12 protein-coding genes are annotated in these 12,118 nt (G+C 70.1%); 7 read left to right on the forward strand and 5 right to left on the reverse strand.

Annotated elements, in window-relative coordinates:
* Positions 1-25: 25 nt before the first annotated feature.
* Positions 26-1,156: a CAF17-like 4Fe-4S cluster assembly/insertion protein YgfZ gene (ygfZ, locus tag E0497_RS03070; protein ID WP_137723312.1), complete on the reverse strand. Its 1,131-nt coding sequence runs from the start codon at positions 1,154-1,156 to the stop codon at positions 26-28.
* An 86-nt stretch (positions 1,157-1,242) separates the two neighbouring features.
* On the opposite strand from ygfZ, the gene E0497_RS03075 reads away from it, so the two are divergent.
* The 6 genes from E0497_RS03075 to E0497_RS03100 all read left to right on the forward strand — a co-directional run bounded on the left by E0497_RS03075 (position 1,243) and on the right by E0497_RS03100 (position 9,178).
* A complete protein-coding gene (locus E0497_RS03075; protein WP_137723313.1) occupies positions 1,243-2,103 on the forward strand; it encodes an aminodeoxychorismate lyase in 861 nt (286 codons plus the stop codon).
* A 156-nt stretch (positions 2,104-2,259) separates the two neighbouring features.
* On the forward strand, positions 2,260-3,762 hold the full coding sequence (locus E0497_RS03080) for a cytochrome ubiquinol oxidase subunit I (protein ID WP_137723314.1): 1,503 nt from the start codon (positions 2,260-2,262) through the stop codon (positions 3,760-3,762).
* A 9-nt stretch (positions 3,763-3,771) separates the two neighbouring features.
* Complete coding sequence (cydB, locus tag E0497_RS03085) at positions 3,772-4,791, forward strand: cytochrome d ubiquinol oxidase subunit II (RefSeq protein WP_137723315.1); 1,020 nt, start codon at positions 3,772-3,774, stop codon at positions 4,789-4,791.
* 1 nt (position 4,792) lies between these two features.
* The gene (gene cydD, locus E0497_RS03090) at positions 4,793-6,505 is read left to right on the forward strand and encodes a thiol reductant ABC exporter subunit CydD (RefSeq protein ID WP_137723316.1); all 1,713 of its coding nucleotides are present in this window, start codon (positions 4,793-4,795) and stop codon (positions 6,503-6,505) included.
* On the forward strand, positions 6,495-8,210 hold the full coding sequence (gene cydC, locus E0497_RS03095; protein WP_137723317.1) for a thiol reductant ABC exporter subunit CydC: 1,716 nt from the start codon (positions 6,495-6,497) through the stop codon (positions 8,208-8,210). The genes cydD and cydC overlap by 11 nt, the downstream gene beginning before the upstream one ends.
* 266 nt (positions 8,211-8,476) lie before the next feature.
* Complete coding sequence (locus E0497_RS03100) at positions 8,477-9,178, forward strand: hypothetical protein (RefSeq protein ID WP_137723318.1); 702 nt, start codon at positions 8,477-8,479, stop codon at positions 9,176-9,178.
* Positions 9,179-9,538: 360 nt separating this feature from the next.
* Here the strand turns inward: E0497_RS03100 and E0497_RS03105 are convergent, their stop codons facing one another.
* The 3 genes from E0497_RS03105 to E0497_RS03115 form a co-directional block, all read right to left on the reverse strand.
* Positions 9,539-10,174 (reverse strand): heme-binding beta-barrel domain-containing protein, encoded by a 636-nt coding sequence (locus E0497_RS03105; RefSeq protein WP_241665697.1) that lies wholly within the window; start codon positions 10,172-10,174, stop codon positions 9,539-9,541.
* 236 nt (positions 10,175-10,410) lie between these two features.
* The gene (locus tag E0497_RS03110) at positions 10,411-10,860 is read right to left on the reverse strand and encodes a hypothetical protein (RefSeq protein WP_137723320.1); all 450 of its coding nucleotides are present in this window, start codon (positions 10,858-10,860) and stop codon (positions 10,411-10,413) included.
* Between the two features lie 161 nt (positions 10,861-11,021).
* The gene (locus E0497_RS03115) at positions 11,022-11,426 is read right to left on the reverse strand and encodes a hypothetical protein (protein ID WP_137723321.1); all 405 of its coding nucleotides are present in this window, start codon (positions 11,424-11,426) and stop codon (positions 11,022-11,024) included.
* A gap of 81 nt (positions 11,427-11,507) precedes the next feature.
* Between E0497_RS03115 and E0497_RS03120 the strand changes: the two genes are divergently transcribed.
* Positions 11,508-11,735, forward strand: coding sequence for a PLDc N-terminal domain-containing protein (locus E0497_RS03120; RefSeq protein WP_137723322.1), 228 nt, complete (start codon positions 11,508-11,510; stop codon positions 11,733-11,735).
* Positions 11,736-11,811: 76 nt separating this feature from the next.
* On the opposite strand, the gene E0497_RS03125 is transcribed toward E0497_RS03120, so the two are convergent.
* Positions 11,812-12,117 carry a DUF1416 domain-containing protein gene (locus E0497_RS03125; RefSeq protein WP_137723323.1) on the reverse strand — a complete coding sequence of 102 codons (306 nt, stop codon included), beginning with the start codon at positions 12,115-12,117 and terminating at the stop codon, positions 11,812-11,814.
* Position 12,118: the final 1 nt, after the last annotated feature.

Below are 12,118 nucleotides of genomic sequence, written 5' to 3' on the forward strand. Positions count from 1 at the left end.
CCACCTCCGCTTCAGGACGAGTCGGCTACCTCCGGCCGCGCAATCGTTCGACGGCTTCCCGGCCCGCCTGGACCTCGTCGTGCCGCGGCATCGAATCGGAGTCGATCGCCGCCGCGCACGGGCCGGCCATCAGGGCGGTGTCGGCGGGGACCGCCCGCTTGACGAGGGCGAGCGCGATCGGACCCCACTCGAAGTGGTCGACGACGGTGCCGAGACGGCCGACGGCACGCCCGTCGGCGGTCACCGGGTCGCCGGTCTCGGGTCGGCCGTCGGCGGAGCCGTCGAGGTGCAGCATCACCAGGTGCCGGGGCGGCTTGCCGAGATTGTGGACGCGGGCGACGGTCTCCTGGCCGCGGTAGCAGCCCTTGTCGAGGTGGACGGCACCGTGCTCGGCGGGCCCGCCGATCCAGCCGGCCTCGTGCGGGATGGTGCGGTCGTCGGTGTCGGCGCCGATCCGCGGCCGCCGGGCGGCCACCCGCAGCGCCTCGAACGCCCACGATCCGGCGGGGCGGGCCCCGGCACCGGTGAGCGTGGCCCACCAGCGGGGCAGGTCGGCGCGCGGGACGAGCAGATCGAACGAGTCGGCCGTCGGCCACGGCATGCGGCGGACGAAGCCGCCGCCGGGCAGGGCCACGGCGCGGTAGGTGTCCGGCAGTGCGGTGACTCCCAGCGCCGCGAGGACCGCGGGGGAGGAGGCGTCGGGGCCGATCAGGCTCAGCACCGCGAGTTCGTTGCCGTCGCGGGGTTCGGCCTTGGCCCAGAACACCATCTTCTGCAGGAACGACAGCAGGTCGGGGCCGCGCTGCGTCTCGGTGTCGATCCAGGTGACCCCGCCGAGGTCGGTCTGCACCCAGTGGTGCTCGATGCGGCCGTTGAGGTCCAGGCTGAGGTTCTCGGCGCTCGCCCCGTCCGGGAGGGCCGCGACGTGCTGGCTGGAGATGGTGTGCAGCCACGTCAGCCGTTCGTCGCCGGGGACGGCGACGACGAACCGGTGGGACCGGTCGACGACGGCGACCGAACGGGTCGCGGCGCGCTGTTCGGCGAACGGGTCGCCGTAGTGCCAGGCGACCCCGGGATCCGGGGAACCTTCGGGCGGCGGCACGGCACCGGGCGCGGTCAGGAGTGGGCTGGATGCAACGAGCGGAGTGTCGGCCACGCCCCCCAGTCTAGGAGCGGGAACCGATCGTGGCGGGGCCGTGTCGTCGAACCGGTCGGTCCGGCCGGCCTGGATAGGGTGGGCGCATGGCAGAGCAGGTGCTGGTGACGCTGGACGGGCAGGTGCGCGACGCCGATGCGCCGTTGCTGACCGTGGACGATCTCGCGGTCGTGCGCGGCGACGGCGTGTTCGAGACGTTGCTGGTCCGTGACGGTCGCCCGTGCAAGCCGGCGCTGCACCTGGATCGGCTGGAGTCGTCGGCGCGGGCACTGGAGTTGCCGTGGCCGGGTCGGGGCCTGTGGGTGCGGGCGATCGGTGCGGCCGCCCGCGAGTGGGGCGCGGGCCGGGAAGGCTGGATGCGGCTGGTCCTCAGCCGGGGCCGCGAGGGCGGTGGCCCGCCGACCGCGTTCGTCACCGTCGGCCCGGTGGCCGAGCGGGTGCTGCGGTCCCGGCGCGACGGTGTCGCGGCGATCACGCTGCCGCGCGGTTACTCGGTCGACCTGTCGGCGACCGCGCCGTGGCAACTGGTGGGCGCGAAGACGCTGTCGTATGCGACGAACATGGCGGCGCTGCGGCACGCGCAGTCCCGGGGGGCGGACGACGTCGTCTTCACCAGCAGTGAGGGGCGGGTGCTCGAGGGGCCGAGGTCGTCCGTCGTGATCGCCCGCGGTAAGACGTTGATCACTCCGCCGCCGGAGCAGTCGATCCTTGCCGGCACCACCCAGCGGGCGTTGTTCGAGGTGGCGCCCGGCAAGGGGTACGTGTGCGAGTACGCACCCCTGTTCCCGTCGGATCTCATTGCGGCGGAAGGGGTGTGGCTGGTCTCGAGTGTCACGTTGGCGGCGCGGGTGCACACCCTCGACGGGCTCGTGTTGCGTCCGTCGCCGGCCGCGGAGGACGTGGCGTCGCTCGTCGAGTTGGCGGTGGAGACGGCCGGCGTCGGCTGACCCGGGCTGGGCTTCGACCCGACGGTCTACTACATTGCGTCGTAGCGAACCGCTGCGAGGACTACCGACCCCGCAGTAGCTTGTGACCAGGGATCGGGCGGACACCCACGCCCCGACCCCGAAGCCTGTCCTGCGGGTCGACTTTTCGGAGTAGCCATGGATGTCTTGGACGTCTCACGGTGGCAGTTCGGCATCACCACCGTTTATCACTTCATCTTCGTTCCACTCACGATCGGATTGGCGCCGCTGATCGCGATCATGCAGACGCTGTGGGTCGTGACGAAGAAGGACCACTGGTATCGCCTCACCAAGTTCTTCGGCAAGCTCTTCCTCATCAACTTCGCGATCGGTGTCGCGACCGGCATCGTGCAGGAATTCCAGTTCGGCATGAACTGGAGCGAATACTCCCGCTTCGTCGGTGACGTGTTCGGTGCGCCGCTCGCCCTCGAGGGCCTGATCGCGTTCTTCCTCGAGTCGACGTTCCTGGGCCTGTGGATCTTCGGCTGGACACGCCTGCCGAAACTCGTGCACCTGGCCACCATCTGGATGGTCGCGATCGGCGTGAACGCGTCGGCGTACTTCATCATCGCCGCCAACTCGTTCATGCAGCACCCGGTCGGCGCCCGCTACAACCCGGAGACCGGACGCGCCGAACTCGAGAGCATCTGGGCGCTGCTCACCAACAACACCGCGATCGCGGCGTTCGGGCACGCCGTCGCCGGCGCGTTCCTCACCGCGGCCACGTTCGTCGCCGGTATCGCCGGCTGGTGGATGGTGCGCAACATGCGCCGGTCGAAGACCGCCGCGCCGGCCGAATCCGAGACGATGGTGCGCGACGCCCGCGAGATGTTCCGCCCCGCGGCCCGACTCGGCATGATCGTCATGCTGATCTCCGGTATCGGGCTCATCGCGACCGGCGACGTCCAGGGCAAACTCATGTTCGAGCAGCAGCCGATGAAGATGGCGTCCGCGGAATCGTTGTGCCACACCGAGACCGACCCGAACTTCTCGATCCTCACCGTCGGCACCCACAACAACTGCGACAGCGTCACCCACGTGCTCGAGGTGCCCTACGTGCTGCCGTTCCTGGCCAAGGGCGAGTTCAGCGGGGTGACCCTCGAGGGTGTCGAGGACTTGCAGGCCAAGTACGAGGCGCAGTTCGGGCCCGGCAACTACCGGCCCAACCTGTTCGTCACCTACTGGTCGTTCCGGGCGATGATCGGCCTCGGGGTCGGTTCGCTGGCGCTCGCCCTGGCCGGACTGTGGGTCACCCGCCGCGGCCGCGTCCCGGACCAGAAGTGGTTCAAGTGGCTGTGCCTCGTCGCAATCCCGACGCCGTTCCTCGCGAACAGCGCCGGCTGGATCTTCACCGAGATGGGCCGCCAGCCGTGGGTGGTGCACCCCAACCCGACCGGCGTCGACCAGATCCGGTTGATGGTCGACCAGGGCGTCTCCGACCACCCGGTGGGCACGGTGCTCACGTCGCTGATCGTGTTCACACTGCTGTACGGCGCGCTCGGCGTCGTCTGGTTCTACCTGATCCGGCGCTACACGATCGCGGGGCCGTCCGACCACGACGTCCACCCGCCGGGCACCGGCCCGAAGCCCGACGGACCGGACGATTCCGGGTCCGAAGACCAACTGTCGTTCGCGTACTAGGAGAGCGCCATGGGACTGCAGGAATTCTGGTTCGTTCTCATCGCGGTGCTCTTCACCGGCTACTTCGTGCTCGAGGGCTTCGACTTCGGTGTCGGCATGCTGCTGCGGGTACTCGGCCGGACCGACACCCGCCGTCGCGTGCTGCTCAACACCATCGGCCCGGTGTGGGACGGCAACGAGGTGTGGCTCATCACCGCCGGCGGCGCGATGTTCGCGGCGTTCCCGGAGTGGTACGCCACCCTGTTCTCCGGCTTCTACCTGCCGCTGCTGCTGATCCTGGTGGCGTTGATCCTGCGGATCGTCGCGATCGAATGGCGCGGCAAGATCGACGACGACCGCTGGCGCAGCCGCGCCGACCTCGGCATCATGATCGGCTCCTGGGTGCCGGCCGTCCTGTGGGGTGTGGCGTTCGCGAACATCGTGCGCGGCGTCGCGATCGACGAGAACAAGAAGGTCACCGCGAGCCTGCTCGACCTGCTGAACCCGTACGCGCTGCTCGGCGGCATCACCACCGCCCTCGTGTTCGCGCTGCACGGTGCCGTGTTCATCGCCCTCAAGACGGCCGACGACGTCCGCGCAGACGCCGCCGACCTGGCGAAGAAACTCGCGATCCCCGCGGTGCCCATCGCCGGCGGGTTCGTGCTGTGGACGCAGCTGGCGTACGGCAAGGGCTGGACGTGGATCCTGGTGGCGCTCGCGGCACTGGCGGTCCTCGCCGTGGTGCTGCTGACCCGCGCCGAACGCGAGGGGTGGGCGTTCGTGTTCACCACCGTGGCGATCGTCGCGACGAGCGTGCTGCTGTTCGCGTCGCTGTTCCCGAACGTGATGCCGTCGACGACCGACCCGGCGTTCAGCCTCACGATCGAGAACGCGTCGTCCAGCCCGTACACGCTGAAGGTGATGAGCTGGGCCGCGGTGATCCTCACCCCGATCGTGCTGATCTACCAGGGCTGGACGTACTGGGTGTTCCGCAAGCGCATCTCCACCAAGCACATTCCGCCGTCGATCGGTCTCCCGGTCGGGAAGTGACATGAGTATCGCCACCGGCCGCCCCGCCCGCGACTCCCGCCGGGCGGGGCCGGTCGACCCCCGGATCTGGAAGTACTCGACGTCGGCCCGCGGCTACCTGACCCTCACCGTCGTGCTGTCGACGGTGAACGTCGCGATGGTGATCGTCTCGGCGGTGCTCATCGGACGGATCCTCGCCGGCGTCATCACCTCGGACCGGCGGTCGCTCGCCGACTGGCGCACCGACCTGCTGTGGCTCGCGGTGGCCGTCACGGTGCGGGTGGCGGCGTCGTGGCTGCACGCCCGCTACGCGCACCGATCGTCCAATCGTGTTGTCGCCGAACTCGAGACGGAGGTGCTGCGGGCCGCGACCGCGATGTCGCCGCGCGACCTGGACCCGCGCCGCGACGAGATCGCCACCGTCGTCACCCGCGGGGTGCGGGCCCTCGCCCCGTACCTGACCGGCTACCTGCCCGCGCTGATCCTGGCGGCGACCCTGACCCCGGCCACCTTCGTCGTCATCCTCACCCAGGACGTGACGTCGGCCCTCGTCGTGGTCGTCACACTGCCGCTGATCCCGGTGTTCATGATCCTCATCGGGTTGCTGACGAAGGGGAAGGCGGACCGGACCCTGTCCGCGCTGACCCGGCTGTCCTCGCAACTGCTCGACCTGATCGCCGGACTGCCCACGCTGCGGGCCCTCGGTCGCGAACACGGGCCCGCCGCCCGCGTCCGGGAACTCGGTGACGCCCACCGGAAGACGACGATGTCGTCGCTGCGGGTGGCGTTCCTGTCGTCGATGGTGCTCGAGATGCTCGCGACGCTGTCGGTGGCGCTCATCGCCGTGAGCATCGGCCTACGACTGGTGTTCGGGAACATGGAACTCGAACCCGGCATCATCGCCCTGATCCTCGCCCCCGAGGTGTATCTGCCGCTGCGGATGGTCGGCGCCCAGTTCCACGCCGCCGAAGACGGACTCGCCGCCGCCGGCAAGGCATTCGGGGTGCTCGACGACTCGCCGCGCCGCCGGACATCCGGGGGCGCCTCGGTCGACGCCGGTGGGGAGGTGATCGAACTCGACGGGGTGAGTGTCGGGTCCCGCTCCGGATCGGCCCCGCACCGCCTCGACGCACGATGCCTGCCCGGCGCGGTGACCGTCCTGACCGGAGCCAACGGATCCGGGAAAACGACTGCGCTGCACACGATCCTCGGCCTCACCGCACCCGACGACGGTGTGGTGCGGGTGGCCGGCGTCGACGTCGCCGAACTCGCCCTGAACCGCTGGTGGGCGCAGATCGCCTGGCTGCCACAGCATCCCGTGCTCCTACCCGGCACACTGGCGGACAACCTCGCCCTCACCGGCGCCACCGACCCGGACTCCGCCGCCGTCCGGGACGCCTGCCGGGCCACCGGATTCGACACCGTGCTGACCGAGGTGCCCGACGGCTGGAACACCGTCGTCGGGGCCGGCGGACTGGGCCTGTCGCTGGGGCAGAGGCAGCGACTCGCGCTGACCCGACTGCTGGTGTCGCCGCGGCCGGTGCTGCTGCTCGACGAACCCACCGCACACCTCGACGACGGCACCGAACGCACCGTGCTCGCGTCGCTGCGCCGTCTCGCGCAGGACGGCCGGACGGTGATCGTGGTGGGGCACCGGCCCACCGTGCTGGCGGTCGGGGACCGCGTGATCGAGGTCCGGGCACGGCATTCCGACGAGGTGACCGATGAATCGTGATCTGCTGAGGGCGATCCGCCTCCTCGAACTCGAACCGCGTCGCATCCTCGCGGCGATCGCGGCGGGTGTCGCGACCCTCGGTAGTGCGCTCGTGCTCGCGGCGCTGTCGGCGTGGCTGATCACCCGGGCCTGGCAGATGCCGCCCGTCCTCGACCTGACCGTCGCGGTCGTCGCGGTGCGGGCCCTCGGCATCTCCCGTGGTGTCTTCCGCTACCTCGAACGACTCGCGACGCACGACGCCGCACTGCGCGGGACCACGTCGGCGCGCACCGTGCTCTACCGGCGCCTCGCCGACGGTGACCCGGCCGCCGCGGCCGGGTTGCGCCGCGGAGACCTGCTGTCCCGCACCGGCACCGATATCGACACTCTCGGCGACGTCGTGGTGCGGGCCCTGATCCCGATCGCGGTCGGCGCGATCCTCGCGGTGAGTGCCGTCGTGCTGCTGGCGGTCGTCTCCCCGGCCGGCGCCCTCGTGCTGGCGGTCGCGCTCGCCGTGTCGGGAGTGCTCGCCCCGTGGCTGTCGGCGCGGGCTGCGCGACTGTCCGAGGACGAGAGTGCCGATGCCGCAGCACTGTTCAGTGAGACCGCGGTGACCGCACTCGACCACGCCGCGGAACTGCGCGTCGCGGGCCGACTCGACGACGTCCTCGCCGACGCCGCGACCGCGAACCGGGACGCGGTGGAGGCCACGGATCGGGCGGCCCTGCCGGCGGCGTTCGCCGCCGCCGCGACCCCACTCGCGATCGGGGCGAGCGTGCTCGGTTCCCTGCTGATCGGCATCACGCTCTACGGCCCGGACGGCGGCACCCCGGGCGGCATGACGCCGATGTCGCTGGCGATCCTCGTGCTGGTGCCGCTGGCCGCGTTCGAGGCGACCGCGGCACTGCCCGCCGCGGCGTTGGCCCTGACCCGGGCCCGGATCGCCGCCCGGCGGGTCATGGCGCTCGTCGACCGGGCCGGGGATCCGGTCACCGACGGCACCGAGACCCCGTCCGGGCCCGTGCATCTCGCCGCGTCCGGGGTGCGCTGCGGCTGGCCGGGCAGTGGCCGGGTGACCGCGGCCCTAGATCTCGACGTGCAACCCGGCGCCCGGATCGCGGTCGTCGGGGCGAGCGGCGCCGGCAAGACGACACTGCTCATGACCCTGGCCGGACTGCTGCCTCCGTGCGGCGGTGAGGTGACCGTCGACGGTGTTCGGCTCGACCGGTTCCGCGCCGACGAACTGCGCAGGGCTGTCGGCTTCTTCGCGGAGGACGCGCACGTGTTCGACACGTCGGTCCTCGAGAATCTGCGGGTGTCCCGCGGCGACCTCACCGAGGACGAGGCGCTGGACGCTCTGGGCGCGGTGGGGTTGGGGGAGTGGGTGACCCGGCTGCCGCGGGGCGTGCACACGCCGCTCGCCGGTGGGGCGCGGGCGATCTCGGGTGGTCAGCGGCGCCGCCTGCTGCTCGCGCGGGCGCTGGTGTCCCCGGCGCGGGTGCTGCTGCTCGACGAACCCACCGAGCATCTCGACGCGTCCGACGGTGACGCGATCCTGCGGGCGCTGCTCGACCGGCGGTCCACACTGATCGACTTCGGGCGCACCGTGGTCCTCGTCACGCACCAACTCCCGGAGGGGACGAGCGCGGACCGGGTGGTGGCGGTCGGTGGCGCGGGCGTCGATCCGGTCGGCGACCTGGGGAACGTGCGGGTCGGTCGGTCCTGACGTGGTGAAACCGCCGGTATCCACTCGGCGCCGATCTTGAAACGTGTTGCAGTTTTTCCGGTGATCGTCGTGTGACGGCGCGACGTTACGGGTTCCGGGGGGCGAAAAAGTGTGCCTCATCTGCGGTGGCGCGGCTTGAACGAACGTCCGACTACGTGGCATGCTGTGACAGCGTTCACCAGTCTGTGATCTGCGGTGAGGCGTAATTGGAACGTGTTCTACCTCTCCTGATTTCCCCCTCGTCAGGACGAACAAAGGAGCTTTTCATGACCCGACCCCTGACCCGCCGCATCGCAGCCTCCGCTGCCGCCGCCGCTATCGTCGCCGGTGGCATCACCGTCGGTACCGGTGTCGCCTCGGCTGCGCCGACGGAGTGCGGTACCCAGGCCTCTCAGGTCTTCGCCGGCCCCGCCGGTCTGGTGAAGATCAAGCTGACCAAGCAGGTCATCGGCGACGGCACCGTTGCCCCGGGCGGCACCGTGAGCTACAAGATCACGGTCGGCAAGGAGTCGGGTACCGCGACGCTGCTGCGTAGCATGACCGACTACTTCCCGGCAGGTTTCACGCTTCAGTCGGCGACCGTGGACGGTAAGACCGTCAAGACCAACAACGATTACACGGCGAACACCGTGTCCACGACCTCGGGCTGGGGTTGGACGATCGACGGTAGCCCGGCGGAGTTCGTCACCACGTACAAGGTTCCGGCGGACGCCAAGATCGGTTCTGTGCTCGACAGTGGTGCGTCGGCCACCCCGGATGCGTGGGGCGAGAAGAAGGCCAACCCGATGGGCGTGTGCGTGACGGTTCGTGCCGCCAACCCGGGTGAGATCGTGACCGGCAGCCTCGATTCCTCGGGCTTCGGCTCGTCGGGTCCGGTGGCGAGTGGTTCGGCGGCGTCGTCGATCATCAACAACCCGGCCGGTTTCATCGGCGACATCATCGCGAACGTCTTCAAGAGCGCCAGCTAGTCGCAGAACGTCCACGCAGCCCCGTCCCGGATTCGTCCGGGGCGGGGCTGCGTCGTGTGCGGGGAAGTCGTGCGGGGACGAAAAACCCGTTGCCGACCTCGCGGATCCGGGCGTACCTTCGGCTCTACGCGAGGAAGGAGGTGGTCTGGAGTTGATCGACATACGGACACGTGAGGTGGCTGTCCGCTAGCCACGACGCTCTCGGAATTCACTGACCGTGTCAGGCCGGCGAATCCCAGGCAGCTACCCGACCCCCGAGCCCCCCGATCGTGTCCAGGTCGGGACGCCACGAACGACGAAACCCCCGGGCTTCGTCCGCAGTGGACAGGCCCGGGGGTTGCTGCTTGTCTGGGGTGGTTTCTAACCTGCGTAGCGCTGGAGTCGCGCGGAGAAGCGCGGCTCGAGGGGGCCGTCGGCGATGACGCGTTCCTCGACGTACGCGAGGTCGCCGCCCTCGACGATGCCGTACAGGCGCTTGGCGCCGCCGATCAGCTCACCGGACTGGGAGCGGATGACGACGTCGGTGCCGAGTTCCCACGACGACTGTGTCAACGCCTGTCCGTAGAACAGTTCGACGACACCGGAGGCGTGGGTGAGGAGCAGTTCGAGGACTTCCTCGTTGGTACTGCCGGGGATGCCGTCGCCGGCGACCCGCCAGTAGCCGCTCTCCCGCTGATCGGGGGCCGCGTAGTTGCCGTCGGAGTCCAGGCGCCACGACCGCGATTCCCAGGCCAGGTAGTTCTCGCCGTCGTGGGAGACGACGATCTGCTGGCCGAACCGGTAGTCGCCGTCGGCGTCACGACCCTCGCCCTCACCGCGCCACACACCGACGAGCGGAATCAGCGCGAGCATGCCCGGATTGAGGTCCGGGCCGAAGCGGAGATTCGCGGTGTCGTCGGGCAGCGGCAGATCCGGCAGGTTCGCGATGTTGCGTCCCGCCGTGTCCTCGGCGCGCACGACGGCGTCCTCGACAGCCTGGTTACCGCTGCCGCGCACTACCTGCGATGCGGCCGCGTCGGGCTGCTCGGACGCCGAATCGGTGCCGGCTTCCGGATCCTGACTCACGGCTGGTCGGTGACCAGGCGGTACACCGTGTACACGGAGAACCAGGTGATCAGGATGGCGGCAAGGACAAGAAGAACCTCGAAGAAGATGACCACGTCGCTCATCCTAGACCTCGCCGCGAGAACGTTCGAAATCGGTGGTTCGTTCCCGTGTTCGCGGACGGCGGTTCAGGGGTGGCCGCGGTCCCAGCCGCTGCTGCGGCATGCCGCGTCGAAACCGTCCTGAGGGGGTCGGTGGTCGAGCACGGTGGCCGGCGGGACGGGCAGCATGTCCACGATCATCTGGGTGCCGAACCGGCCGTCCGGCAGGAAACAGTTGACAAGGCTGGTCGACGCCTCCGCCTGCGCCTGGGCGGCGTCGACCGCGTCGCCGCACGGCCGTCGGTCACCGGCGTCCCAGGGTTCGGCGCCCTCCCACGGGTTCATCCACGGCGACAGTGGCGGCCACTGTTCCAGCGGGGGCAGCGGGACGCCCGACGCCGCGGCCCGGGCCGCGGACTGCCGGTCGAGTTCCCGGACTGCATCGCAGGGCAGGGCGCGGCCGGTCTCTTCCGTCACTGCGGCGATCTCGATCACGTCACCGGCCGTCTCCGGCGGATCGGACGGTTCCGTGAGCACGACGGCTCCAGCGGCGACTCCGCACCCGACGAACACGACACCGGCTGCACCCATACTCGCCCTGCGGAGCCGATTCGACGCGGAAAAGCCCATCCGTCGATGGAACCAGACCGACACCACCGGTAGGGCCGAATCGTGTTGTTCTCCCGATACCCGAGACTTCAGGTCGTGGGTCGATCCACCGGCGTGAGCAGCAGCGTGCACACGTAGGTCACCGCCGCGCACGCCGCCGAGACCGTCAGGAACCATGCCCCGCCGGCTGAGTTCGTGCCCGTCGTCGCACCCCAGACGAAGAACATCGCGACGAACAGGAACACCGCACCCGCCGACCAGGTCGCGAATCGCTGCCGCAGGCACCGCACCGAATGTGGCGGCCACGCCTGCGCCGACCGCAGGGCCAGCGAGCCGCCTGCCACCGACACCGCGCCGACCGCCATCCCGGCGAACACCCCGAAAACCAGCGCGACGGGCGTCAGTCCCAGGTTTCCGGACCGGACCGTCTCGACCGCCGCCACCGCGGCTCCGACCCCGGATGCGATGCCGATCTCCCGCGCAATCCACCCCATACGTGCAGCCAAGCACACCGCGCCGGGTGACCGCGACATCCGCTAGCGTCAGGCTCACATCGTTTCGAGGGGGAATCAGAGATGGACCACACCGCGACCCTGCCGCTGAGCTTCGACATCCGGGTGACGGTCATCGTGCTGGTCTACGTCGGACTCATCGTCGCCGCACTGGTCTCGATCTTCCGCACCCGTCACGACCGGGTCGGCTCGAAGTTCTGGTGGTCCGCGCTCGTCGTCGTGCTGCCCGTCATCGGGCCGGCCGCGTGGTTCCTGTTCGGGGCGCCGCCACTGCGTCGCCGCGCCCGCTGACACGACCGCCCCTGCGCACGCCACAGGGGCGCCGCTCCGTGACGGAACGACGCCCCTGTGCCGGGCTTGGGATGACCTACTTGGCGACCGTCACGTCGACGTTGTGCACGCCGGGCGCGGACGGGCTGATGCGCACGTCGCCGTTGCCGGTGGAGGACAGGGCGCGGACCTTCCAGTCGCCGGGGGCGGCGAAGAAACGGAAGTCGCCGGTCGCGGAGGCGACGACCTCGGCGGTGAACTCGTCGGTGCCGTCGAGGAGGCGGACGAACGCGCCACCGACCGGCTGGCCGTCAGCGGCCAGGACGCGGCCGGTGATGACCGTCTCGGTCTCCACGTTGACGCCTGCGGGCAGGGTCTGGGTCTGAACAGGTGCTCCGCACATG

Origin of the sequence: Prescottella subtropica (assembly GCF_005434945.1) — a bacterium.
Lineage (GTDB): Bacteria > Actinomycetota > Actinomycetes > Mycobacteriales > Mycobacteriaceae > Prescottella > Prescottella subtropica.

Bases quoted from the DNA above. Each gene is read 5' to 3' on its own strand.
- E0497_RS03125 (WP_137723323.1), bottom strand. From the start codon at position 12,117: ATGTGCGGAGCACCTGTTCAGACCCAGACCCTGCCCGCAGGCGTCAAC.
- E0497_RS03100 (WP_137723318.1), top strand. From the start codon at position 8,477: ATGACCCGACCCCTGACCCGCCGCATCGCAGCCTCCGCTGCCGCCGCC.
- E0497_RS03075 (WP_137723313.1), top strand. From the start codon at position 1,243: ATGGCAGAGCAGGTGCTGGTGACGCTGGACGGGCAGGTGCGCGACGCC.
- E0497_RS03120 (WP_137723322.1), top strand. From the start codon at position 11,508: ATGGACCACACCGCGACCCTGCCGCTGAGCTTCGACATCCGGGTGACG.
- E0497_RS03115 (WP_137723321.1), bottom strand. From the start codon at position 11,426: ATGGGGTGGATTGCGCGGGAGATCGGCATCGCATCCGGGGTCGGAGCC.
- cydB (WP_137723315.1), top strand. From the start codon at position 3,772: ATGGGACTGCAGGAATTCTGGTTCGTTCTCATCGCGGTGCTCTTCACC.
- cydD (WP_137723316.1), top strand. From the start codon at position 4,793: ATGAGTATCGCCACCGGCCGCCCCGCCCGCGACTCCCGCCGGGCGGGG.
- cydC (WP_137723317.1), top strand. From the start codon at position 6,495: ATGAATCGTGATCTGCTGAGGGCGATCCGCCTCCTCGAACTCGAACCG.
- E0497_RS03080 (WP_137723314.1), top strand. From the start codon at position 2,260: ATGGATGTCTTGGACGTCTCACGGTGGCAGTTCGGCATCACCACCGTT.